Below are 24005 nucleotides of genomic sequence, written 5' to 3'. Positions count from 1 at the left end.
CCCGACATCCCATATTCTGGAGATGACTGATGTTCACAAAGATTCTTTTGCCGATTGACCATACGGATGAAAATTCGTGGAAGAAGGCGCTGCCATTGGCCCTGGAACAGGCAAAGTTCTACGGTGCCGAGCTGCACGCCATTTCCGTCATTCCCGAGATCATTCAGCTGCCCAACCTGCCGGCCGGCTATGGCTCCGGTGCCAAGGATTTCGTGCGCGACAAGATTGCCGCGATCCTGTCCGCCAACAATGCGGCGGACGTGCCCGTTCATATCGAAGAAGGCAGCGTCTATCGCGAACTCCTCAAATTCGCCCACAAGGAAGGCGCCGACCTGATCGTGATGGCTTCCGCGGAAGGCGACTTCCCGAACTACGAAATCGGTCCCAATCTTGCCCGTGTCGTGCGCAACGCGCATTGTACGGTCATGGTTGTGCGTAACTGACCCCCAAATAATCTGAAAAGAAAGGACCGGGAACATGGCTGACGCCCCCAAACGCACCCCGCTCTACGATCTGCATGTCGAACTCGGCGGCAAGATGGTCGACTTCGCCGGCTGGGAAATGCCGGTGCAATACCCCATGGGCATTATGGGGGAACACAAGCAGTGCCGGGAAAAGGCCGCTCTGTTTGACGTCAGCCATATGGGCCAGGTGATCCTCAAGGGCGAAAATGTCGCCGAGAAGCTTGAAACGATTTGCCCGCAGGCTTTCACGGCCCTGAAGGAAGGCAAGGCGCGCTACAGCTTCTTCACCAACGAGAACGGCGGCATCATGGACGACCTGATCGTCTCCAACGCCGGCGACCATTTCTTCGTGGTCGTGAATGCTTCCATGCGCCACCAGGATATTCCGCACATGGCCAAGCACCTCGACGGCGTCGAGGTCACCGAGATTTTCGACCGTGCGCTCGTCGCGGTTCAAGGCCCGAAGGCCGAAGACGTTGTCGGCGCGCTTTGTCCCGCAGCCCGCGACATGAAATTCATGGAAACCATGCTGGGTGACATCAACGGCGTTGAATGCCGGATCTCCCGCCTCGGTTACACCGGAGAAGATGGCTACGAGATCTCCATTCCGCAGGATAAGGCCGTTGAGGTCACCCGCGCCTTTCTTGCCGATGAAAACTGCGAACCGGCCGGACTTGGCGCACGCGACTCCCTCAGACTGGAAGCCGGCCTGTGCCTTTATGGCAACGACATCGACAACGACACGTCACCGATCGAAGCTTCACTGAACTGGGCGATCCAGAAGCGTCGCCGTGAAGAAGGCGGTTTCCCGGGTGCCGATCGCGTCCTGCGTGACATTGCGGAAGGAACGTCGCGCAAGCTGGTCGGCATCAAGCCGGAAGGCCGTGCACCGGCCCGTCAGGGTGTCGAAGTACAGAGCCTGGAAGGCGAAAGCATCGGCACTGTCACTTCCGGCGGTTTCGGCCCGACCGTGGGTGGTCCGGTCGCTCTCGGCTATGTTGCCACCGCTCAGGCGGAACCCGGCACCAAGGTCAACCTCATGGTCCGGGGCAAGGCTCAGCCTGCTGAAATCGTGTCGCTGCCGTTTGTGCAGCAAAATTACAAGCGCTAGAGCATTTCCCGTATTCGCTAAATCGCTCAAATGCTCTAACTCATTGTCTTTAAGCGTCTCCGAACCGCCAAGCCGGTAAACCAAAAGGACGGGGACGCAGTCATCAGGGAGAGACCGACATGACCACCTATTATTCCGAAGAACACGAATGGATCACCGTTGAAGGCGACACCGCTACCGTAGGGATCACCGCACATGCTGCCGAACAGCTTGGCGAGATCGTCTATGTCGAACAGAAAGACGGCGGCGACACCTTCGAAAAAGGCGACGAGATCGGCGTGGTCGAGTCGGTCAAGGCTGCATCTGAAATCTATGCGCCCGTCGACGGCGAGATCGTGGAAGCCAACGAATCGCTGGCCGATAACCCTGCCAAGCTGAACGAAAGCCCGGAAGGCGATGGCTGGCTGTACAAGATCAAGCTGTCCGATACCTCCCAGCTTAACGACTTGATGGATCTTGACGGCTACAAGTCCTTTATCGCCTAAAGGAGCGCAGAAATGCCATTTGAACTAACCACCTATCAGGCCTACGATTTTGCCAATCGCCGGCATATCGGCCCGTCTCCTTCCGAAATGGAAGAGATGCTGAAGGTTGTCGGCTTCGACAACCTCGACGACCTGATTGACGCGACCGTCCCGCCGTCCATCCGTCAGAAGGATGCGCTTGACTGGGGCGGACCGGGCCTGTCGGAACGTGATGCCCTGTTTTACATGCGTGAAGTCGCAGAAAAGAACCAGGTTCTGACCTCCCTGATCGGTCAGGGGTATTACGGCACCACGACGCCTGCCCCGATCCTGCGCAACATTCTGGAAAACCCTGCCTGGTATACGGCCTACACGCCTTATCAGCCGGAAATTTCCCAGGGACGTCTCGAGGCACTCTTGAATTTCCAGACCATGGTCTCCGACCTGACCGGTCTGGACATCGCAAATGCGTCGCTTCTTGACGAATCCACTGCTGCCGCTGAAGCCATGACCATGGCAAAGCGTTCGGCGAAGTCGAAGGCAAATGCCTTCTTCGTGGATGAAAACTGTCATCCGCAGAACATCGCGGTGATTCAGACCCGCGCGGAACCGCTCGGGATCGAAGTCATCGTCGGCAATCCGGACGACCTTGATCCGGCCGCGGTCTTCGGTGCGATCTTTCAGTATCCGGGCACTTACGGTCACGTCCGTGATTTCACCGGCCTGATCGAGAAACTGCACGAGAACAAGGCCCTGGCAATCGTTGCCGCAGATCCGCTGGCACTCGCGCTGCTGAAATCACCGGGTGAAATGGGCGCCGATATCGCAGTCGGCTCGACCCAGCGTTTCGGTGTTCCGATGGGCTTCGGCGGCCCTCACGCTGCCTATATGGCCTGCAAGGACGCCTTCAAGCGCTCCATGCCGGGCCGCATCATCGGCGTTTCCGTCGACAGCCGCGGCAAGAAAGCCTACCGGCTTGCCCTGCAGACCCGCGAGCAGCATATCCGCCGTGAAAAGGCCAACTCCAACGTCTGTACCGCGCAAGCGCTTCTGGCCGTCATCGCTTCCATGTACGCGGTCTACCACGGTCCGGATGGGATCAAGGCGATTGCCCAGTCGGTGCACCGCAAGACGTCCCGGATGGCCAAGGGACTTGAGTCCCTGGGCTTTGAAGTCCAGCCGGAAGTGTTCTTCGACACGATCACCGTCGAAGTCGGCGCACTCCAGGGTGTCATCCTGAATGCCGGTGTTGCCAATGGCATCAACCTGCGCAAGGTCGGCGAAACCCGCGTCGGAATTTCGCTCGACGAACAGACCCGTCCGGAAACCATTGAAGCCGTATGGCGTGCCTTCGGCGGCAACATGAAGGACGACAGCGAGGCAAACCGGGAATACCGCCTGCCGCAGCACGCACTGCGCGAAAGCGAGTATCTGACCCACCCGATCTTCCACCTGAACCGGGCGGAAGCGGAAATCACCCGCTACATGCGCCGCCTGGCGGACCGCGACCTGGCGCTTGACCGTGCAATGATCCCGCTGGGTTCGTGCACGATGAAGCTGAACGCGACCATCGAGATGATTCCCGTCACCTGGCCGGAATTCTCCAACCTGCACCCGTTCGTGCCTGAAGATCAGGCTGCCGGGTATTACGAGATGATCGCGGATCTGAACGACAAGCTCTGCCAGATCACCGGCTACGACGCCATCAGCCAGCAACCGAACTCCGGTGCGCAGGGTGAATATGCGGGTCTTCTGACCATTCGCAACTACCACAAGGCGCGCGGCGAAGGGCATCGCGACATCTGTCTGATCCCGACCTCCGCACACGGCACCAATCCGGCGTCCGCGCAGATGGTTGGCTACAAGGTGGTTCCTGTCAAATCCGATGATCACGGCAACATCGACATTGCAGACTTCCGCGAAAAAGCGGAGAAACACTCTGACAATCTCGCTGCCTGCATGATCACCTACCCGTCGACGCACGGCGTGTTTGAAGAAACGGTACAGGAAGTCTGCCAGATCACTCACGATCATGGCGGTCAGGTTTACATCGACGGCGCGAACATGAACGCCATGGTCGGTCTCGTCCAACCGGGCAAGATCGGCGGCGACGTCAGCCACCTGAACCTGCACAAGACCTTCTGCATTCCGCATGGCGGCGGCGGCCCAGGCATGGGCCCGATCGGTGTCAAGGCGCATCTGGAGCCCTACCTGCCGGGTCACCCGGAATACGGATCCACCGTCGGACCGGTGTCCGCAGCTCCGTTCGGATCGCCTTCCATCCTGCCGGTCAGCTGGGCATATGTCCTGCTGATGGGAGGAAACGGCCTGACTCAGGCAACCAAGGTTGCGATCCTGAATGCCAACTACATCGCGGCACGCCTGAAAGAAGGATATGATATTCTCTACACGTCCGAAACCGGACGGGTGGCGCATGAATGTATCCTTGACACGCGTCCGTTGGCCGACAGCGCCGGCGTCAGCGTTGACGACATCGCCAAGCGCCTGATCGACAACGGCTTCCACGCTCCGACAATGTCCTGGCCGGTTGCCGGAACGCTCATGGTTGAACCAACCGAGTCCGAGCCGAAGGCAGAACTGGACCGGTTCTGCGATGCGATGCTGTCCATTCGCGCGGAAGCGCAGGACATCATCGACGGCAAGATGGATGCGGAAAACAACCCGTTGAGGAACGCGCCGCACACAGTGGCCGATCTTGTTGGCGAGTGGAACCGTCCTTACAGCCGCGAGCAGGCCTGCTATCCTGCCGGGTCTCTGGATGTCGACAAGTACTGGTCACCGGTCAACCGGGTTGACAACGCTTACGGCGACCGGAACCTGGTTTGCACCTGTCCGCCGATGTCGGACTACGCGGAAGCCGCGGAATGACCTGAAACAATGCGTGGCGCCCCAACCGGGGCGCCGCACACCAGACAGAGCCTGAAGCCATGTTTCTCAGCGTCTTTGATATTTTCAAGATCGGCATCGGGCCATCGTCGTCCCACACAATGGGACCGATGACGGCAGCGGTTGACTTCCTCGACCGCCTGTCCAGCGGAGAAAACGGCCGGTTTGACCCCGGTTCAGTCTCCCGGATAACCGCATCATTGCACGGTTCGCTTGCGTTCACCGGAAAAGGCCATGCTTCCGACCGGGCCGTTATGCTGGGTCTGCTTGGCTTCAGACCGGATGCCGTGGATGCGGATCTGGCCGAAGAACGGCTCAAGCACCTGTACGAGACCTCCACCCTCACAATTGCGGGGTGCGGAAAGGTCCGGTTTGATCCCGACAACGATCTGATTTTCGACTTCGGCCCGGCGCTGCCGCTCCACGCCAACGGCATGAAGCTGAACGCACTGGACGAAAACGGCGAGGTTCTGCTTGCCGATACCTATTATTCGATCGGCGGCGGCTTCGTGATGACTGAGGCTGAACTTATCGCCTCCGAGAACGGTCCCGAAGTCGATCTGCACGAAGAAAAGGAAGCCGTCGGTTACCCCTATCCGTTCGGCTCCGCAGCAGAAATGCTTCAGATGGGCAAGACGTCCGGGATGACGATTGCCGAAATGAAACGCGCCAACGAGGAATCCGTTCTTGGCGCTGAAGCCTTGAATTCCAAGCTCGATGCCATCTGGAATGTGATGAACAACTGCATCGAACGCGGCCTGTCCCAGGAAGGTGAGCTTCCGGGCGGGTTGAGCGTGAAGCGCCGCGCCAAGAGGATTTATCAGCGTCTGCAAGGCCAGAGCGGTTCGAACCGACAGCAGCCGCACACGGTGAATGACTGGCTTTCCGTCTATGCGATGGCCGTGAACGAAGAAAATGCCGCTGGCGGTCAGGTGGTGACCTCACCGACCAACGGTGCTGCAGGCGTCGTTCCCGCGGTTATCCGGTATTATCGAGATCATTGTGTCGACTGCACACGTGAAGGCATCGATACGTTCTTGCTGACTGCCGCTGCCATTGGTGGCCTGATCAAGCACAACGCTTCAATTTCCGGCGCCGAATGCGGCTGCCAGGCGGAAGTCGGCTCGGCGTCTGCCATGGCGGCAGCGGGCCTGTGCGCTGCTCTCGGCGGCACCAATGAACAGATCGAAAATGCCGCCGAAATCGCGCTGGAACACCATCTCGGCATGACTTGCGACCCAGTCAAGGGGCTGGTGCAGGTTCCGTGTATCGAACGCAATGGCATGGGTGCGATCAAAGCCGTTTCCGCAGCATCGTTGGCGCTCCATGGTGACGGGGCGCATTTCATGCCACTCGACAACTGCATCGAGACCATGCGTCAGACCGGCCAGGACATGCGCGAGAAGTACAAGGAAACCTCCCTGGGTGGACTTGCGGTCAACCTGCCCGAATGTTGACAGATTGACGCAGCTGCGAGCAACGCGCCCATGCTGTAAACAGCACAACAACAGACACCTTTCCTCTAAGTCCGCAGAGATCAGCGCATTAAAAGACGTGCTCGGTACGACTTTCAGATGACGAAAGGTTACTCAACCACTGCGGTAAGTTAAACTACGTACAACATAGTTACAGCCTTCGTTAATCATCGGCTCATATAAGCGATTTTTGTGTCTTGGACCTTCAGACGCACGCCAAAAACGTGCTGAATTCAAATCCGAAAAGTGCTTGTAAGCCTATGTCGTTGCTACGTAATCTGAAAATCTCGCATGCGATCGTCCTGGTCGCAGCCATCCCTATTTTCGCTACGATGCTGTTTGCCGGGCGAAGTGTTCTCAACGACGTGAAGATTGCCTCGCAGACGAGCGATCTCAGTCAACTTGTCGGTCTCTCGGTTCAACTCAGCGCTCTCGTGCACGAGCAGCAGAAGGAACGTGGGGCGACAGCCGTCTACCTTGGAAGCAACGGCCAGCGTTTTGTCCGTGAATTGGCCGAACAGCGCGAATTGACCGACGGAAAACGTGCAGCGCTCGACACCTACCTGAGCAGCTTCGACAAGTCGGTCTACGGGAAAGCTTTCTCCTACGATCTTCGCAAGATCCTGCGAAATACCGAGAAAATGGATTCGGTTCGCAGAGAGGTCGACACCTTGTCAATTCCTACCAAGGAGGCAATTGGATATTTCACCGGTCTGAATGGGCAAAGCCTGTCGCTCATCAGTTCGATGACGTCACTGAGCTCCGATCCAACTGTCACCAGGCGCCTGTTCGGCTACGCAAACTATCTGCAGGGCAAGGAACGCGCAGGAATTGAAAGGGCTGTCGGGTCCAATGGTCTCGCAGCCGGTGCATTTACTCCGGAACTGATGGATCGGTTCAAGCTGCTGATCTCCATGCAGGACACCTACAACAACGTGTTTCTGAGCGAAGCGACCGACGAGCAGACCGCCTTGTTTGAAAAGGTAATGACCGGCCAGCCGGCAAAGGAAGTCGCCGCGATGCGGGACCTGATCATGGCTGGTGGCCTGGCGGGTGATTTCGACGGTCTGACAGCCAATACCTGGTTCGCTACCATCACCAAAAAAATCAACGGTCTGAAGGCGATCGAAGACGATTTGAGCGCCGGTCTCATCAAGGATCTCGCCACTTTGGAAGCCGAGGCCGTGAACCATGAGTGGCAATCGATCCTGCAGGCCCTCGGCGCACTGCTTATTGCCTCTCTTCTGGCGCTGGTGATCATTACGAGCCTCAATCGCGCCTTCCGGCAACTGATAACCGCCATGACCCGCCTGGCGGATGGTGACCTGGAAACCGAACTGCCGGAAATGCGCTCCAACGAAATCGGCGAGATGATCGAATGCGTTCAGGTTTTCAAGGAAAACGCTGTTCAGAAGGTAGAACTTGAGCAACGCCAGGCTCAGGATGCCGAACGCGCCGAGGCCGAAAAGCGCAACACGATGCAGCAGTTGGCCGACGATTTCGACCAGAAAGTCGGCTCCATCATCCAGACGGTCTCGTCCGCCTCAGCCGAGTTGAACTCCACCGCCGAAGCCATGGTCAATGTCTCGGATCAGGCGAGTGGGCGGGCCGCAACGGTTGCGGCAGCCTCCGAACAGGCTTCCGCGAATGTTCAGACCGTTGCCTCCGCAGCTGAAGAAATGGCAACGTCCATCGGTGAAATCAGCGGGCAAATGGTGCAAGCTTCCGAAGCGTCGCAGAAAGCGGTCAACAGTGCGCAAAACACCAGCCAGCAGATCGAAGTGCTTTCCAACAAGGCCGAAAAGATCGGCGATGTGGTGAAGATTATTTCCGACATTGCCGAACAGACCAACCTGCTTGCCCTGAATGCCACCATCGAATCTGCGCGAGCCGGTGAAGCCGGAAAGGGTTTTGCCGTGGTTGCCTCGGAAGTGAAGGAACTTGCCGGGCAGACCGGAAAGGCGACCGAGGAAATCAATCGCCAGATCGAGGAAGTTCAGATGGCGACCAAGGATGCGGTCGCTTCCATGTCCGAGATTACCAGCGGGATTGCCCACCTCAACGATGTCGCAACCGCGATCGCCGCGGCAATGGAGGAACAGGGTGCAACCACCCAGGAGATTTCCCGAAGCGTTCAGGAAGCCGCGGTCGGCACAAACGACGTGAACCAGAACATCGCCGGTGTCAGCGAAGCCGCCCAGGAAGCCGGTGCGGCAGCCAGCCAGGTAACGTCCGCCTCGCACGAGCTGTCGACCCAGTCGGAACGCCTCAAGACCGAAGTCTCCGATTTCATCCAGCAGGTTCGTGCAAGCTGACAAAAGACATCAGGCGGACCCTTATGGGTCCGCCTGATATTTCCAACGCGTTTGCGGTCCTTAACCCAGAGGTGCGGACACGGCGTATTTGGCAAGTTTTTCAGGATCTACTCCAACCCCCAGGCCCGGGCCTTCCGGCACGTGAACCCTGCCTTTTCGAACCGGGAACGCCTCGGTCAGGATATCGTCCTGAGCGTAGTAGGTGGCCATATAGAACTCGCACTGCAGGACGAGATCCGGGACGGCGGCCATCAGGTGGGCACCGGCGGCATGGGCAAGACCGGTCTCGAACATGCACCCGCCATAGACCTCGATACCCGCTGCCCGCGCAATCGCAGCAACTTCCAGTGCCCGGCGTATGCCACCTGACTTCATGATCTTCAGCGAGAAGATGTCCGCCATCCTGATGCTGGCGCCGTAGAGCGCGCCCTTGGGGTCGAACACGCTTTCGTCCGCCATGATCGGCGTGTCGATTACGTCGGTAATATGCGCCAGAACTTCACGTTCGTGCATCTTGACCGGCTGCTCGACGAATGTGGGGCGGAACGCTTCCAGGTCGCGAATGCACCGCACGGCATCATACGCCAGCAGGCCCTGATTGTAGTCGATGCGGATATCGGCTTCCTCGCCGTAGATCTCACGCATCCTTTCAAGCCGCATCAGGTCAAACTTGTGGCCAGCAAACCCGGTCTTGAACTTGAAAATCCGCACGCCGTCGTCCCACATGGTGGCAACATCTTCCAGATCCTTGTCAAAATCCGGATTGGCGACGGAAAAGCTCATGCCCATGTCGTCGCGCATCTTGCCGCCGACAAGTTCGCACACCGAAAGACCGGAAATCTGGCCAGTGATGTCCAGCAGCGCCATTTCCAGGGCCGCCTTGGCCTCGGTGTGTCCGACAACGATCTTGTCGGCCATGGACATGTGCTTTTCGACCTGAACCGGGTCCTGGCCGATCAGGTGTGGCCGCAAATGAACATGGAGCGCGGCTGCGCAGCCTTCCGCCGTGCCGGTGAAAACCGGCCAGGGCGAGGCTTCGCCCCAGCCCGTAATCCCGGTGTCCGTGGTGATTTCCAGGATGGCTACATTGATGCCGGCGACATCCCCACTGCCGTGGGAATGGACTGCCTTTGCAGGTATCAGGATCCGGTGCACCCGGATCCTTTCTATCTTGTGGTCGCTCACCAGGGCCTCCGAGGCAGCTTAGCGATGTTGAAAGAAGAGGGTTATTCCGGACGCACGACCAGCACACAGCACGAAGCGTATCGGGCCACACGTGCGGCGTTCGGGCCGATAAAGAGATCCTTTACACTCGGCTTGTTTGCACCGATGACGATAAATCGGGCCGATTGTTCATCCGCGTGTTCGATCAGGGTTTCATAGACGACACCGCGCAGGATTTCGGTGCTGTGATCAATATCGCCCCAGTCGAACTGCGCGCCATAGGCCTCAAGGTCCCTGCGGGCGTCGATCTCGACCCGGTCGCGCATGTCAGCCGGGATGTATTCCTGGACATAAGAATTCTGCTGATCAGGGATCACGAAGACGAGCTCAACTTCGGCGTCATGACTTTGCGCCAGCATGATCGCTTCCTTGACCACGCAGCTGTCCCAATCCCTGTGGTGCAAGTCCACAGCAGCAATGATCTTGGTTTTCGGCATAATGAATCTCTCCTGGATGCCCAAATGAGTTTCGCGCTGTCCCCTCACCCGGCTTTCATGAGCGGACGAGGGGACAGCGGACAGTCATCGACCGTTCGCGTTCCGCATGCTTTCAGGCAGATAGGTCGCCAGTTCCGGGAAGAAGATCATCACGAACACCATAACCACCATGATGAGGAACAGCGGCAAGGCTGTTTTCGCGATGTATCCCATCTCATGCTTGGTGATCCCCTGCATGACGAACAGATTAAACCCGATCGGCGGCGTGATCTGGGCCATCTCGACGACGACCACAATGAAGATGCCAAACCAGATCAGATCAATACCTGCGCCCTGCACCATCGGCTGAACGATCGCCATGGTCAGAACAACAGACGAGATCCCGTCCAGGAACATACCAAGGACGATGTAGAACAGCATCAGGGCCATCAGCAGAGAGAAGCGTGACAACTGCAGGCTTTCGATATATTCGGCCAAAGCCCGCGGCAGGCCGGTAAAGCCCATGGCCAAAGTGAGCGCCGTCGCGCCCATCAGGATGAGAGCGATCATCGCCGAAGTCCGGGTCGCGCCCAGAAGGCTCTCGATGAACGCTTCCTTGGTCAGTGACCCCTGCGTTGCCGCAAGAACGAACGCGCCGATCACGCCGATGGAAGCAGCTTCCGTCGCCGTTGCCCAGCCCCCATACATGGAACCGATAACGACGAGGATCAGAATGATGATCGGAATCAGGAACCGGCTTTCATGAATTTTCTCACGGAACGTCATGCGGTTGGCGATTGTCGGCACCTCGCTTGGGCGCACAAAGGACCAGCCCGCCACATAGGCCATGAACAGGCCCGCCAGAACGATCCCGGGCAGGATGCCGGCCATGAACAGCTTTGAAATGGACTGCTCAACGGCAACGCCATACACAATCAGGGTCAGAGACGGCGGGATCATAAGACCGAGCGTAGCGGCGCCGGTCAACGTGCCGATGGTCATGTATTCCGGATAGCCACGCTTGCGCAGTTCCGGGATCGACATCTTGCCAACAGTGGTGAGGGTTGCCGCAGACGAACCCGAAACGGCGGCGAAGATCGTGCAACCGACGATGTTGACGTGCACCAGACCACCCGGAAGCCGCTGCATCCAGGGACTGAGGCCGCGGAACATGTCTTGCGATAATCGACTTCGGAACAGAATCTCGCCCATCCAGATAAAGAGGGGCAGCGCGGTCAGGGTCCAGCTGGACGAACCGGTCCAGATACGCGTAAGCATCGCGTCGCCCGCCGGGCGAGAGGTAAACATTTCAAGGCCGAGATAGGCGACCCCGAACAGGGCCAGGCCAACCCAGACACCGGTTCCAAGAAGCAGGAACAGCACAAACAGAAAGATCGCAACGAGGTAGAACTGTTCCATGTTTTACTCTCCGTGCGGATTGAAGCCGGCGGCGTGGATATTGTCCCGCCCGGTGAACAGCGTTGAAACGAGATTGTCGAACGCGCAGACGGCCAGCAGGATCGTGCCCACAGTCATGGACATTTGCGGTATCCAGATCGGCCAGGCGTCCTGCCCCTGGCTGATTTCATTGAACCGGTAGCTTTCGTAGGTCATCTTGACCGCGTAACGCGCGAACAGAAACGTCAGGTAGCTGGCAATTGCCCAGCACCAGATTTCGCCGAATTTCTTGTATCGGCCCAGCGCATTCAGCAACAGGCTGACACGAATATGTGCCCCGCCATTGAGTGCGTAAGGCAGCGCCAGAAACGACGCCGCGGCCATGCAGTAGCCGGTAAAGTCAGGAGCGCCCGTGATGATGCTGCCCCCCCAACGGGCCACCATCTGGAGCGCGACAAAGACCAGAATCAAGATCAGAAAGATAGCGGCCAGGTAGCCGGCATATTTGTAAATAGCATCGAGACTGGTGCGTAGCACCTTGAAAATGGCCACCGCCGTTCCTCCTCCCGAGAAAATCTGCCCGGCGGAAATCACCGGGCAGAATCATGACATTTCAACAGCTTATTGCTGTGATGCCTTGAATGCATCAACGATGGCCTTGCCGCCGTCGCCAGCGGTTTCCAGCCATTCAGCGGTCATGGTTTCACCAATCGCGCGCAGCTCTTCAGCCATCTTGTCGCTGACCGGGCCGGTGGCCATGCCGTTCTTGCCCAGCTCGTTGACTGTGAACTCGTTATACTGGATGGAGCGCCAGTCACCTGCATATTCAGCCAGAGCTGCACAGCCGTTGATGACGTTCTTGGTTGCATCATCCAGACTGTTCCAGCTGTCCATGTTCACCATCACGTAGTTGCGCGGCAGCCAGGCATCAGCGGAGTAGTAATGGGAAAGGCTTTCCCAGATTTTCCGATCGTAACCGGTGGAACCTGAGGACACCATGCCCTGAGCAACACCGGTTGCGAAAGCCTGGCTGATTTCTGCGGCTTCGATCTGAACCGGCTGCATTCCGGCCAGTTCAGCCATGCGAGCACTTGCGGTGTTGTAGGTCCGGAACTTCAGACCCTTCACGTCATCAAGCGAATTCACTTCACGATCAAAGTAAAGGCCCTGTGCCGGCCACGGCACGGAGTAAAGCAGGTGCAGGTTCTGCTCTTCCAGAATCTTGGTCAGAGGCTCCTTGGCCACTTCCCAGAGCTTTTCGGAATCTTCGAATGACGTTGCCAGGAACGGCACGGAGTCAAAGCCGAAAATCGGGTTTTCGTTCTGGTGGCCGGAAAGAAGGCGTTCACCAATCGGCACCTGGCCGGTCTGGATAGCGCGCTTGATTTCCGAACCGGCATAAAGAGAACCGCCCGGGTGGGTCTTGATCTCAAGAGCACCGCCGGTGCCTTTGGTTACGCATTCGGCAAACACTTCACCGGTTGCGGAATGAAAGTTGGTGGCCGAATAGGCCATCGGCATGTCCCAGGTTTCCGCCGTGGCAGAAGCTGCGGTCACTGCGGAAACGGCAACGCTTGCCAGAAGAACTTTCACTTTGCTGGACATGTAACTCCTCCTCGTTTTCTTGTCCCCGAATGCCCCACCCAATGCGGGACAAACTGCTCTTGCATGCCGGCCTAGAACCGCGACGGATCATAGGCTGACAGATCGATATTCTGACGCTGGCCGGATATCAGCCCGGCCAGAATGCGGCCGGTTTTCGGTCCGGCCGTCAGACCGATGTGATGGTGGCCAAAGCCCGCAAACACGCCCGATCCCTTGATTTCCCCAATCAGGGGCAAACTGTCGGATGGAGCAGGACGATGACCGAGCCAACTTTCTTCCTTCTCGAAAGTCAGATTCGGGAAGCTCTCGAGCACCTTGCGGCGCAGAAGTTCAAGCGGCGCCTTGGAAGCCGGGGCTTCCAGTCCGCCGAATTCAACAACACCGGCACAGCGCAACCCGTCTTTCATGGGCGTTCCGACGAACTTTCCGCTGGTGACCATCAAGGGCGTTCTTGGCGCTCCTTCCGGAGACCGGAACACGATGTGGTAGCCGCGCTCGGTTTCAAGCGGCACCGAAAGACCGAGTTTCTTTGCCAGCGGACCGGACCAGACACCTGTCGCCAGAACCACCTGGTCACAGCTCAGCTCACCAGCCGACGTGCTGACACTGGTTACGCGTCCCTCACTCAGGGTGAAATCCTTGACCTCGGCCTGAACGATCTTTGCACCGAGCTTCTGTGCCTCACTCGCCAGAGCAGCGACATAGCTTCCCGGATCGCGGACGTATCCGTGGTCATGCATGACGGCCAGGAAGTTAAGATCCTTGGACAGGTTCGGTTCAAACTCGCGAACTGCTTCGCCTTCAATCAGGTCCGGTTCAAAACCTGCCTTGCGCCTCAGCATCCAGGTGTAGTGATCGTCTTCAAACGCTGCCCGGGAAGGATAAACAAAGCTGTAGTCGGAATTGACCAGCCACTCCTCGGCGTCCGTTCCCTTGATCAGGGCTGCGTGCTGATCCGTGCTGTCGAAGGTGATCGGCGCAAGTCCGGAGGAAATGCGGCGCGTTTCCTTGTCATTGGCATGCGAGAGGTATTTCAGCAGCCATGGCGTCAGTTTGGGCAGGTAGGACCAGCGCAGAAACAGCGGGAAGTTCGGATCCAGAAGCATTTTCGGGCTTTTCAGGATCATTCCCGGCGCGGTAACCGGAGCAACCGAACAGGATGCCAGCACACCGGCATTGCCATAGGATGTCGACGCCGAGCTTCCCGGGACTTCGCGGTCAATGATCGTGACATCGATCCCGGCACGACGCAGCCAGATTGCCGCGGACACCCCCACGATGCCCGCACCAATCACAACAACATGAGAGGGGTTGCCTCCACTCATGTCGTCAGCCCATCCAGCGCCGCACAGGGGCAGCGGCTTCTTCGAGCGGTTGGCAGATCACGTCGATCAGGGTCGGCCCGTTGTGGGCAAACGCTTCCTTCATGACCCTGTCCAGGTCTTCCGCCTCTTCCACCCGCCAGGACTTCAGGCCGAAAGCTTCGGCAACGGCTGCCTGGTTCGTCCGGTTGAAGTCAACATTGTAGTAGCGCTTCTCGCAATCGGCGTATTGGCTCGCCTTGATCCAACCGAAGTTGGAATTGGAGAAAACGATATATGTGATCGGCGCATTGCTTCGCACGACAGTTTCCAGCTCCCCACATGCAAACGCGAAGGAACCATCACCCATCATTGCCACAACTTTGCTGTCCGGACGGCCATACCAGGCGCCCAATGCAGCCGAAAGCGAATAACCGAGAGCGCCGTGAGCGCGGTTGGTTATATACTGTCGGCCAGGATTCTTCTGTTGCGAGTAGGCATTGTAATAAGGGCAGCTGGTTCCCGGATCTGATACCACGACGGCATCATCAGGGAGGTTTTTGTTCAGCGTGTCAATGATCTGTTCAGGAATGATCAGTTCGGCATCGCTTTGTGCCAGCGCCTGAAACTTGGCGAACTTGCGTTCCTTGATGTCGGCAACCCTGGCTGCGCCACCAAAGGACGGAACGTCCCCTTCGCGCGCATCCAGATAGGCATTCACGTCTGCCAGAGCCAGCTTCAGATCGGCGACGACGCCGACTTCGGTCGGATAGTTCGCACCGATTGTCATCGGGTCATTGTCGAAGTGAACGATCCGTTGACCCGGCTTGGGGGCTTCCCAGCGCGACGTCGTCGTGGAGCCAGCGCGGCACCCCATGAAGATCACCAGATCGGCTTCTTCCATCATTTCCCAGGTTTCATCGGTACCACCGTTGGAACCGACAACGCCGAGCGAAAGCGGATGCGTGTCGGCCAGCGAGCCTTTGCCCGAAATCGATGTGGCCACGGCAAGGTCCAGACGGCTTGCAAGTTTCTCAAGCTCGTCCATTCCGCCGGCAATCACGACACCGCCGCCGCAGACGATCAGCGGTGACTTTGCCGTCAGGATCGCCTCGACGGCTGCCTCGACAACACCCGGCTCGGGCGCTGCGCGGTAGGACGGATAGGTCTGGTGCTTGGGATCACCCCAGATATCTTCCGTCGGCACGTCGTCATACTGGATGTCATAGGGCAACCCGAGATGTGCCGAGCCGGACCGGCCGGTGGTCATGGCACGGAATGCCTGACGGACCATGCGCGGAATATGGGTTGCGCGCTTGATGACTGTGTTGAACTTGGTCAGCGGCCGCATCAGAGCCTCCTGGTCCACTTCGGTCAGCGGATATTTGCCATAGGAGGCAACCGAGATATCCGTGGTGATGGACAGGACCGCGTAAGAACTTTCGTTAGCCTCGATCAGACCGGGCAAAATGTAGGTGGCGCCACCGCCAGAAGGACCTTCACACACCCCGACGCGCCCCGTGACCCGGGAATAAGCGTCAGCCATGTAGGTCGCGCTGCGCTCGTCCCGCGTCAACACGTGCGTGATGTTGTGATCGAGATTATGCATCGCATCATAGAAGGGCAGCGTGGTGTCGCCGCACAGCCCGAAAATATGCCGCACGCCATGTGCTTCCAGGGAGCGCACCATTGCTTCGGCGCCATTCATCGTGTTTCGCAAGGTATCCCCCAAGCTTGTCGCCGGCAGGTGGGCGACCCATTGAATTAACTCTGCACGCAATATTGTATACAGCTCTGTAGGCAAATGTGAAGACGCAAATGTTCACAAATTCCATTTTTTGATCTATCAGGGAGTACAGCTGATTGAATGTGCACTGAAGGACAACAATGACGAAACGTGTCAGCAGCGTGGACCGCGTGTACGAGACACTGCGCGATATGGCTATCAACTTCGATTTCAAACCGGGTGAGCGCATCAACGAATCTGCGTTGACGTCGGAGCTCGGCGCCAGCCGCACGCCGTTGCGCGAGGCCCTCAACCGGCTCGTCGCCGAAGGTTTCCTGACGCTGGCAAAGGGGCAGGGCTTCTTTTGCCGCTCCCTGGAGCCAGACCAGATACTGGAACTTTATCAGGCACGCTGTGCCATCGAGACAGAGGCGATCATCCGCGGCATCGTAAGCGCGAGCGACGACGCAATCGCTGATCTTTATGCGTATCTTGAAGAGTCCGAAAAAGTCTATTTCACCTGCACAGACCTGCCGGAACTGGTGCAGATGGACGAGGAGTTTCACCTGCGTCTGGCTGCCCTTTCAGGCAATGGCGAACTGGTCAGACTGCTTGGCAACCTGAATGACAGGATCCGTTACGTCCGGCTGATCAACCTGCGGCAGATCCGCGAGCGCCATCACGACAACCATACGGACAATTCATCGCTTTCCGCACACCGCACGATTGTCGACGCCGTGAAAAACAGGGATACGGCCGCCGCGGTCAAGGCGCTGCGAAGTCATATCGAAAGGCGAAGCGAAGAGACGGTGGAACTCGTCCGCCTCGCCTATTCGCAGCTTTACGTTCCGAGCTTCTAAGTCGTCCGCCCCGTCCGATTGCGGAAGGATCTGCGACTTAAGCCAGTTCCCTGCTTCGATCCGCTGCCGCATTCACCGTTTCGCGCATGAGCGGCCGCAAACCGCTTTCGGAAGACATGAGAATGCTCAATCCGGCAGCTGTGGTGCCGGCCGGCGAAGTCACATTTTCTCTCAGCTTTGTCGGTGTTTCTTCCGCTGACTGCGCAAGCGCTCCTGCGCCGGCCACCGTGGCGATGGCCAGTTTCATCGCAATGTCAGGTGCAAGACCTTCAGCCTCACCGGCCTCAGCCAGGGCTTCGATCATGTGAAAAACATAAGCAGGCCCTGAGCCGGATACGCCCGTAACCGCATCCATCTGCTCTTCGCGATCCAGCACGATTGTCTGGCCGACTGCACGCAGCAACACATCCGCCAGCGCCAGTTGCCGGTCATCACAATGGGAATTTCCGACCAATGCCGTCATTCCCTGCCCGATGGCGGCAGGCGTGTTTGGCATCGACCGCACGATTGCCGCTTCGGGACCGATGACATCTGCGAGTTTTGCCAGCGTTGTTCCGGCTGCAACAGAAACGAAGGTTGCGCCACCTTTGCGCAACTGTTCCAGGTCGATTACATCGCTGATCACCTGAGGCTTTACGGCGAGCAGGCACACGGCTGCCGTCTCAGGCACATCGTTCAGGCGCAGGCCTTCTTTGGCGAGCCCCTTGAGCCAGTCGGACGGATGGGGATCAAGAACACTGACTGAAGCCGGTTTCACCCCGGCATCAAGCCACCCCTTGAGCAAGGCCGATCCCATCTTGCCGCAGCCGACAAGAAAGAGCCCGTCCTGGTTGACCCTGGCGAACGCTTCGCTTTCCTTCGTCATCAAGTGTTTAGCTCCAGCGCGGGTCGTCGAGACCGGCAGGGAATCGGTCAGGCACCAGGCTTTGATGGAACCAGAGAAGATAGCTGTAGATGGAATAAACCGGCAGACCGGTAATCTTGCGCACATCGGCTGCGTAAGGCGTCATGTTTGTGCATTCCAGAACGATCGCTCCGAGATCGTCATGCCGGGAAACCAGCTCGCGTGCGGCTTCGCGCATGTCTTCCCGGCAGGCCGCGAAATCGATCTCGGCGGCATCGCCGAGAATGTCTCGGGTGAACACCTTGCCGCCCTCGGTCCCGACAATCGGCGTATCAAGGGGAACCTTTGCCGCCTCCAGATGGGCGTCGGTCAAGGTTTCCTTCGAAATCGTCAGGATGCCGACCCGCTTTCCAGGAGGAAGCGTGGACTGAACCATCGGAACCTGCATGAGCGAAGACGTGGCAACCGGGACCTGGATTTCTTCCGCAAGCTGGTCCTGAAGGATGGAGAGGAAGCCGCAATTGGTTGTGATGCCGTCACAGCCGCTTGCCACAAGATCCTTCGCGGCATCGATGAACTTGTCCAGGAGAACACGGGCATCGTTCCGCACAACCTTGTCCGGCGTTGCCTCGCGCACAACGCGGTATTGCACCGGGAATGGCCAGGTGGATGCATTGCCGATGTCGCCATGTATCCGCGGGAACCGGGTTTCAAGCATCAAAATTCCAACATTGGCACCGTAAACGGTCTTGCCGCCATGTTCAGTCGTCACTGCAACGCCCTCTGATTTTGGAGATCGATTTGTCATGTAATATACAAGTTTGAACGCAAAGGTGTATACAATTTTTCATGAACATCGATCGATCTCGCTCGAACCATCTTTCTTCATGCAGGAAATATGAGGTGAAGGCTTGTCCGGGAAAAGAGCTCACATGCTTTATGCGTTCTCAAATGTTCTTCTGTCACACCGCTTCGAAGCCCCAAAGCGTTTCTCGAGACCGAAAACCCGCTCAACCTTGCTTCGTCAGGACCGATCCTCACAATTGTTGAGATGAAAAGATTTCCGGCCGCGTCGATTTGACGATAAGGTCCGCGCATTTACCACCCGGCAAAGGAATAGAAATGAACGGCGCCGAGAGCCTCGTCAGGACCCTGCTCAAGTCTGATATCGACACCTGCTTTGCCAATCCGGGCACAAGCGAGATGCATTTCGTAGCCGCTCTCGACCAGATACCGGGAATGCATTGTGTGCTTGGCCTGCAGGAAAACGTGGTTACCGGCATGGCGGACGGCTATTACCGGATCGCGGGAAAACCGGCAGCAACCCTGCTCCATTGCGGTCCCGGTCTCGCCAACGGCTTGGGCAATCTCCACAATGCACGCCGGGCCAATGCCGGGATCGTCAATATTGTCGGCGATCAGGCAACCTATCACCGGCCGCTTGACGCTCCCCTCACGGCTGACACCGACAGTCTGGCGAGAACGGTATCGCAGTGGATCCACACCAGCACCAGGTCCGAGGATGTCGGACACGATGCGGCTCTTGCCGTCCGGGCGGCGAAGACCCATCCCGGTCAGATCGCAACATTGATCCTGCCTTCCGACGCCAGCTGGAAAGATGGAGGCGTGGTCGCCGAACCGCTTCCGGTGCCGACGCCCCCCACTCTTGATCCTCATGTCATAGAGCAAGCTGCGCGAATGTTACGGAATGGTGAAAAAACGCTGATCCTTCTTTCCGGACAAGGCATCCTCGCACCTGCCCAGAGCCTCGTCTGGAGCATCGCACAGGCTAGCGGTGCGGAGGTTATGGCGGACTTCATGTGTTCACATCTGTCACGTGGCCGTGGCCGGCTTCAGATCAAGCGCGTGCCTTACAACACCGACGTTGCCAGGGAAACACTTGCACCATTCAAGAACATAATTCTGGTCGGAGCCAAACCACCCGTCGGCTTCTTTGCCTATCCGGGAAAACCATCGACTCAATATGCTCCCGATGCACAACTGCTAACTCTCTCACGACCTGACCAGGACGCTCTTGCCGCCCTTAGAATGTTGGCAGAGGAGCTGAATGTTCCCGAAGTTTCCATTCCAGATCCGGGTCCGCGACCTGGGGTCCCTAGCGGCGAGGTTTCGTCAGAAGGACTTGCACAGGCCGTGGCGGCCCTGATGCCGGAGCGAACAATCGTCTCTGATGAAAGCATTACCTTCGGATACGCGTTTTACCCGCACACATTCGCAGCACCAGCCCATGACTGGCTGCATCTTGCGGGCGGCGCCATCGGCGACGGATTGCCCGTGGCGACGGGCGCCGCGATCGGCGCAAACCGCGAACGGCGGGTCATCAATCTGCAGGCCGACGGAAGCGCCATGTATTCGCTACAGTCGCTCTGGACGCAAGCTCGTGAAAACCTGCCGTGCACCACGATTATTCTTTCGAACCGGCAATACAGCATCTTGATCGGCGAATACGAGAATGTGGGGGCCACTCCGGGAAAGACTGCGATGGACATGCTGGATCTCGGCAATCCCGACCTGAACTGGGTCAGCCTTGCCAATGGTATGGGTGTTGAAGGTGCCGTTGCCAGCAATCTCGACGAACTGTGCGACCTGATGCGGGCCAGCTTTGCCAAACCTGGCCCTTTCCTGATCGAACTGCTTACTTAAGAAACCGGCGGCCATCAACGGAAGCCTGTTGGCCACTCAACCGTGTGCAGCAACGGGTTCATCATCTGACTCAGCCTTCGCGATTGGTACAAGTGCCCCGCGCTGGCTGATCACCTTGCGTGAGAGTTCACATCCCGCCTCAACGGCCGCCTGCAGCTCGCCTTGCCTCAGATATTCGACCAGGAAGGCGGCGTTGAATGAATCCCCTGCAGCCGTGGTGTCAACGATGTCCACCGCCGCCTGTGGCCGGTACCGGAACCCGTGCCCGTCAGCATCCTTGACGACAACAGGTTCGGGACCGTCTTTGACAACGGCAAGCGTCGCGCCGTTCCGGAGATAACGATCCGCGGTCTCGGCGGCACTCCGGTCGCCGAAAAATTCTGCTTCGTCAGCAAAAGAAGGCAGGACGATCCGCGCGGTTGCCGCCGACTTCATCGTCCAGTCCCTCATGTCTTCAATCTTTTCCCAAAGTCGTGGTCGCAGGTTCGGATCGAAGACGACCGTCGCGCCTTGCTGAGCCAGCTCCGTCAGCCTTTCAAGCAACCTGCGTCTGCCGTCTTCAGGCAGTATGGCCACGGTGATTCCGGAAAAATAGACGACATCGCCAGCGTCGGTTCGAGGCAGCAGATCAAGATGGTCCGCCAATTGACGCGCAGCCGATGTCGAGCGCCAATATTGAAAACTTCTTTCTCCGTCATCCAGAAAAATCATGTAGAGGCCGGAACTGACCCCCGTCACGCGCGCCATATGCGTTTCGATGCCGGCACTCTGCATGAACTTGATCAGATCAGCTGATACCTGATCGTCTCCAACGGCGCTGAAGTAGGAGACATCGAGAGCACTACCCTTTGACACCTGCCTTACGTACCAGGCGGTGTTGAAAGTATCGCCGGCGTAACCGAGTGCATAAGTGCCATCCGCAGTCGGTGACATCTCGATCATGCATTCGCCAATGGCGAGAAACCGCTGCACCATGGTCACTCCTCAAAAAACTCTGGTCTTTCGGCACGAATTTGCTCCAGAACCATCTCAACGCCGCCTAGGTGCTCGGTCAGAACGATCTCCAGCCTGGCAGCGTCACGCTCACGCACAGCTTCGACAAGCTTGATGTGATCTTCATAAGCCTTTTGTGCAGCGCCGATGGTGAGCGAGATAAACCGCACCCTGTCCATATGCGCCTTTTGCTCTCGAATGAGCGTCCACACATAGCCCTGCCCCGCGATTTCACAGATCAGGCGATGGAAATCATCGTCAAGTTGATGAAAGAGCTGCTGGTTGTTGGCGGCAATTGAGGCTTGCTGCTGATGCAGCATATCTTCCAATTCACCAATCTGGCTCTCCGTAATGACCTTGAGCACAAGCTTCCAGCAGGCAACTTCGAGGGCGGTTCTTATGAACTTTGCCTTCAGCACCGAAGCTTTGGAAATCTTCGAAATCACCGTTGCCCTCTGAGGGCGGATCAAAAGAAGACCGAGCTGGGAAAGCCTGTAGAAGGCATCCCTGACCGGTTGCCGGGAAACACCCAGATGCTTCGCAACCTCCGCTTCCGAAACCTTCGTTCCCGGCGGCAATTCCAGCGACAGTATCTGCTGATGCAGCTCATCGAACACCGTGTCGGCAATCGATTGGATCTTTAACGGGCCAAGCGTCTTGAGTGCGCTGCTATCTGCCATCAGGTTTCCCTTCGTTGACACAACTACTCAACTAGCATATCAGTTTACCAGTTTCAACATGAACCCTCGCGCTTCTCTGGTTGAAGCGCTGACAGCAATTGAAACCGGTGGGTGTTTTGGCGATGAGCAACAACAAGCTAGATCCGCAGCGGCTGTTTCCGGCTGATCCAGATTCAAGATCCTTCGCCGCAAAACTTTACGAGACGGTTGAAAGCCTGCCGATCATCAGCCCTCACGGCCACACCGATCCGCGATGGTTTGCCGAAGACACGGCCTTTCCGGACCCGGCGCAGCTGTTCATTGTCCCGGACCACTACGTCTTCCGGATGCTGTTCTCCCGGGGCATCGACCTCAGCGCGCTCGGTGTTCCCCGAACCGACGAGGGCTGGACGGAGCGGGACAGCCGGAAAATCTGGCGCCTGTTTGCACAGAACTACCATCTCTTCCGGGCAACCCCGTCGCGCATGTGGCTGGATCACGCCTTTCAGGAAGTGTTTGGCTGGAACACCCGCCTTTGCGCCGAAAATGCGGATGCTGCCTACGACCATATCGCTGATTGCCTGACGCGGCCCGAATTCCGTCCACGCGCGTTGTTCGAACGCTTCAACATCGAAGTCATCGCGACAACGGAGTCCCCGCTCGACGATTTGAAGTGGCACCGGCAAATCCGCGATGAAGACTGGAACGGCAGGGTTGTCACGGCATACCGGCCTGATCCGGTTGTTGACCCGGATTTTGAGGGGTTTACAGCCAATGTTGAAAGGTTCGGTGAGCTGACGGGTGAGGACACGACTTCCTGGAAAGGCTATCTTCGTGCCCATCGCGTCCGCCGTGAGTATTTCAAGTCGTTTGGCGCAACTTCATCCGATCACGGACATCCGACGGCGCGAACCGAGAACCTGCCGGAGAACCAGGCTGAGGACCTCTTCCAGAAAGCGTTGACCGGCCGCTGCACACCAGAGGAAGCCGACGCCTTCCGTGGGCATATGCTCACTGAAATGGCCGTGATGAGCCTCGACGACGGGTTGGTACTGCAAATACATCCGGGCAGCTATCGGAACCACTCCAATCCGGTTATGGCCGCTTACGGCCGGGACAAGGGTTTCGATATTCCGACATCAACAGACTATGTGAAGTCACTCAGGCCAATGCTTGACCGTGTCGGATTGGAGAAAGACCTCAGCATCATATTGTTCACACTGGACGAAACGGCCTATTCCCGTGAGCTGGCGCCTCTTGCCGGTGTTTATCCAACCCTGAAACTGGGACCGGCCTGGTGGTTCCACGACAGTCCGGAGGGCATGCGCCGCTTCCGCGAGATGACGACTGAAACGGCCGGCTTCTACAACACGGTCGGTTTCAATGACGATACTCGCGCATTCTGCTCGATCCCTGCGCGCCATGACGTGGCACGCCGTGTCGACTGCGCTTATCTTGCAACTCTCGTAACCTCGGGCAGGCTGGACGAGGACGAAGCCTTCGAGGTTGCCCATGACCTTACCTACAGACTCGCAAAGGAAGCGTACCGGCTTTAAGGGCGTTCGTCCGAGTTCTGAAC

General features: G+C 57.8%; 20 protein-coding genes. 9 read left to right on the top strand and 11 right to left on the bottom strand.

All coding sequences use genetic code 11. The features are described 5' to 3' along the window. The first annotated feature begins 29 nt into the window (after positions 1-29). The 6 genes from ABLO27_RS26385 to ABLO27_RS26360 all read left to right on the top strand — a co-directional run bounded on the left by ABLO27_RS26385 (position 30) and on the right by ABLO27_RS26360 (position 8736). Positions 30-443 (top strand): universal stress protein, encoded by a 414-nt coding sequence (locus ABLO27_RS26385; RefSeq protein ID WP_353037091.1) that lies wholly within the window; start codon positions 30-32, stop codon positions 441-443. A gap of 34 nt (positions 444-477) precedes the next feature. Beyond that, complete coding sequence (gcvT, locus tag ABLO27_RS26380) at positions 478-1575, top strand: glycine cleavage system aminomethyltransferase GcvT (RefSeq protein ID WP_353037090.1); 1098 nt, start codon at positions 478-480, stop codon at positions 1573-1575. 119 nt (positions 1576-1694) lie between these two features. Continuing rightward, positions 1695-2060: a glycine cleavage system protein GcvH gene (gene gcvH, locus ABLO27_RS26375; protein WP_353037089.1), complete on the top strand. Its 366-nt coding sequence runs from the start codon at positions 1695-1697 to the stop codon at positions 2058-2060. 12 nt (positions 2061-2072) lie between these two features. Then, on the top strand, positions 2073-4928 hold the full coding sequence (gene gcvP, locus ABLO27_RS26370; RefSeq protein WP_353037088.1) for an aminomethyl-transferring glycine dehydrogenase: 2856 nt from the start codon (positions 2073-2075) through the stop codon (positions 4926-4928). A 59-nt stretch (positions 4929-4987) separates the two neighbouring features. Continuing rightward, positions 4988-6403, top strand: coding sequence for an L-serine ammonia-lyase (locus ABLO27_RS26365; protein ID WP_353037087.1), 1416 nt, complete (start codon positions 4988-4990; stop codon positions 6401-6403). A gap of 278 nt (positions 6404-6681) precedes the next feature. Further along, positions 6682-8736 carry a methyl-accepting chemotaxis protein gene (locus tag ABLO27_RS26360; RefSeq protein ID WP_353037086.1) on the top strand — a complete coding sequence of 685 codons (2055 nt, stop codon included), beginning with the start codon at positions 6682-6684 and terminating at the stop codon, positions 8734-8736. Between the two features lie 60 nt (positions 8737-8796). On the opposite strand, the gene ABLO27_RS26355 is transcribed toward ABLO27_RS26360, so the two are convergent. The 7 genes from ABLO27_RS26355 to ABLO27_RS26325 form a co-directional block, all read right to left on the bottom strand. Next, complete coding sequence (locus ABLO27_RS26355; protein ID WP_353037085.1) at positions 8797-9921, bottom strand: enolase C-terminal domain-like protein; 1125 nt, start codon at positions 9919-9921, stop codon at positions 8797-8799. A gap of 41 nt (positions 9922-9962) precedes the next feature. After that, on the bottom strand, positions 9963-10397 hold the full coding sequence (locus ABLO27_RS26350; RefSeq protein WP_353037084.1) for a universal stress protein: 435 nt from the start codon (positions 10395-10397) through the stop codon (positions 9963-9965). A gap of 84 nt (positions 10398-10481) precedes the next feature. Continuing rightward, positions 10482-11795 (bottom strand): TRAP transporter large permease, encoded by a 1314-nt coding sequence (locus tag ABLO27_RS26345; RefSeq protein ID WP_352948673.1) that lies wholly within the window; start codon positions 11793-11795, stop codon positions 10482-10484. Between the two features lie 3 nt (positions 11796-11798). Continuing rightward, positions 11799-12326, bottom strand: a complete 528-nt coding sequence (locus tag ABLO27_RS26340) for a TRAP transporter small permease (protein ID WP_353037083.1) — start codon at positions 12324-12326, stop codon at positions 11799-11801. 69 nt (positions 12327-12395) lie between these two features. Further along, positions 12396-13379: a TRAP transporter substrate-binding protein gene (locus ABLO27_RS26335; protein WP_353037082.1), complete on the bottom strand. Its 984-nt coding sequence runs from the start codon at positions 13377-13379 to the stop codon at positions 12396-12398. 71 nt (positions 13380-13450) lie between these two features. Further along, positions 13451-14704 (bottom strand): NAD(P)/FAD-dependent oxidoreductase, encoded by a 1254-nt coding sequence (locus ABLO27_RS26330; RefSeq protein ID WP_353037081.1) that lies wholly within the window; start codon positions 14702-14704, stop codon positions 13451-13453. Positions 14705-14708: 4 nt separating this feature from the next. Beyond that, a complete protein-coding gene (locus ABLO27_RS26325; RefSeq protein WP_353037080.1) occupies positions 14709-16400 on the bottom strand; it encodes a thiamine pyrophosphate-binding protein in 1692 nt (563 codons plus the stop codon). A 167-nt stretch (positions 16401-16567) separates the two neighbouring features. On the opposite strand from ABLO27_RS26325, the gene ABLO27_RS26320 reads away from it, so the two are divergent. Then, the gene (locus ABLO27_RS26320; RefSeq protein ID WP_353037079.1) at positions 16568-17266 is read left to right on the top strand and encodes a GntR family transcriptional regulator; all 699 of its coding nucleotides are present in this window, start codon (positions 16568-16570) and stop codon (positions 17264-17266) included. 37 nt (positions 17267-17303) lie between these two features. Here ABLO27_RS26320 and proC read toward each other — a convergent pair whose 3' ends face one another. Together proC and ABLO27_RS26310 are read right to left on the bottom strand one after the other, a co-directional pair. Further along, complete coding sequence (proC, locus tag ABLO27_RS26315) at positions 17304-18131, bottom strand: pyrroline-5-carboxylate reductase (RefSeq protein ID WP_353037078.1); 828 nt, start codon at positions 18129-18131, stop codon at positions 17304-17306. Between the two features lie 7 nt (positions 18132-18138). Beyond that, positions 18139-18918, bottom strand: coding sequence for an aspartate/glutamate racemase family protein (locus ABLO27_RS26310; RefSeq protein ID WP_417714855.1), 780 nt, complete (start codon positions 18916-18918; stop codon positions 18139-18141). 314 nt (positions 18919-19232) lie between these two features. Between ABLO27_RS26310 and ABLO27_RS26305 the strand changes: the two genes are divergently transcribed. Beyond that, positions 19233-20774 carry an acetolactate synthase large subunit gene (locus tag ABLO27_RS26305; protein WP_353037076.1) on the top strand — a complete coding sequence of 514 codons (1542 nt, stop codon included), beginning with the start codon at positions 19233-19235 and terminating at the stop codon, positions 20772-20774. A 36-nt stretch (positions 20775-20810) separates the two neighbouring features. Here ABLO27_RS26305 and ABLO27_RS26300 read toward each other — a convergent pair whose 3' ends face one another. Beyond that, entirely contained in the window at positions 20811-21749 is a 939-nt protein-coding gene (locus ABLO27_RS26300; RefSeq protein WP_353037075.1) for a sugar kinase, read from the bottom strand. A 2-nt stretch (positions 21750-21751) separates the two neighbouring features. Next, on the bottom strand, positions 21752-22447 hold the full coding sequence (locus ABLO27_RS26295) for a GntR family transcriptional regulator (RefSeq protein ID WP_353037074.1): 696 nt from the start codon (positions 22445-22447) through the stop codon (positions 21752-21754). Positions 22448-22569: 122 nt separating this feature from the next. Between ABLO27_RS26295 and uxaC the strand changes: the two genes are divergently transcribed. Further along, complete coding sequence (uxaC, locus tag ABLO27_RS26290) at positions 22570-23982, top strand: glucuronate isomerase (RefSeq protein ID WP_353037073.1); 1413 nt, start codon at positions 22570-22572, stop codon at positions 23980-23982. Positions 23983-24005 lie beyond the last annotated feature (23 nt).

This window comes from Roseibium sp. SCP15 (genome assembly GCF_040329435.1).
GTDB lineage: Bacteria > Pseudomonadota > Alphaproteobacteria > Rhizobiales > Stappiaceae > Roseibium.
The sequence above is the reverse complement of the archived record's forward strand: the minus strand, read 5'-3'. Positions and strand labels throughout refer to the sequence as shown.

Excerpts from the sequence above, each read along its gene's own strand:
- ABLO27_RS26385 (WP_353037091.1), top strand. The coding sequence starts at position 30 with ATGTTCACAAAGATTCTTTTGCCGATTGACCATACGGATGAAAATTCG.
- gcvT (WP_353037090.1), top strand. The coding sequence starts at position 478 with ATGGCTGACGCCCCCAAACGCACCCCGCTCTACGATCTGCATGTCGAA.
- gcvH (WP_353037089.1), top strand. The coding sequence starts at position 1,695 with ATGACCACCTATTATTCCGAAGAACACGAATGGATCACCGTTGAAGGC.
- gcvP (WP_353037088.1), top strand. The coding sequence starts at position 2,073 with ATGCCATTTGAACTAACCACCTATCAGGCCTACGATTTTGCCAATCGC.
- ABLO27_RS26365 (WP_353037087.1), top strand. The coding sequence starts at position 4,988 with ATGTTTCTCAGCGTCTTTGATATTTTCAAGATCGGCATCGGGCCATCG.
- ABLO27_RS26360 (WP_353037086.1), top strand. The coding sequence starts at position 6,682 with ATGTCGTTGCTACGTAATCTGAAAATCTCGCATGCGATCGTCCTGGTC.
- ABLO27_RS26350 (WP_353037084.1), bottom strand. The coding sequence starts at position 10,397 with ATGCCGAAAACCAAGATCATTGCTGCTGTGGACTTGCACCACAGGGAT.
- ABLO27_RS26345 (WP_352948673.1), bottom strand. The coding sequence starts at position 11,795 with ATGGAACAGTTCTACCTCGTTGCGATCTTTCTGTTTGTGCTGTTCCTG.
- ABLO27_RS26335 (WP_353037082.1), bottom strand. The coding sequence starts at position 13,379 with ATGTCCAGCAAAGTGAAAGTTCTTCTGGCAAGCGTTGCCGTTTCCGCA.
- ABLO27_RS26330 (WP_353037081.1), bottom strand. The coding sequence starts at position 14,704 with ATGAGTGGAGGCAACCCCTCTCATGTTGTTGTGATTGGTGCGGGCATC.
- ABLO27_RS26320 (WP_353037079.1), top strand. The coding sequence starts at position 16,568 with ATGACGAAACGTGTCAGCAGCGTGGACCGCGTGTACGAGACACTGCGC.
- proC (WP_353037078.1), bottom strand. The coding sequence starts at position 18,131 with ATGACGAAGGAAAGCGAAGCGTTCGCCAGGGTCAACCAGGACGGGCTC.
- ABLO27_RS26310 (WP_417714855.1), bottom strand. The coding sequence starts at position 18,918 with ATGACAAATCGATCTCCAAAATCAGAGGGCGTTGCAGTGACGACTGAA.
- ABLO27_RS26305 (WP_353037076.1), top strand. The coding sequence starts at position 19,233 with ATGAACGGCGCCGAGAGCCTCGTCAGGACCCTGCTCAAGTCTGATATC.
- ABLO27_RS26300 (WP_353037075.1), bottom strand. The coding sequence starts at position 21,749 with ATGGTGCAGCGGTTTCTCGCCATTGGCGAATGCATGATCGAGATGTCA.
- ABLO27_RS26295 (WP_353037074.1), bottom strand. The coding sequence starts at position 22,447 with ATGGCAGATAGCAGCGCACTCAAGACGCTTGGCCCGTTAAAGATCCAA.
- uxaC (WP_353037073.1), top strand. The coding sequence starts at position 22,570 with ATGAGCAACAACAAGCTAGATCCGCAGCGGCTGTTTCCGGCTGATCCA.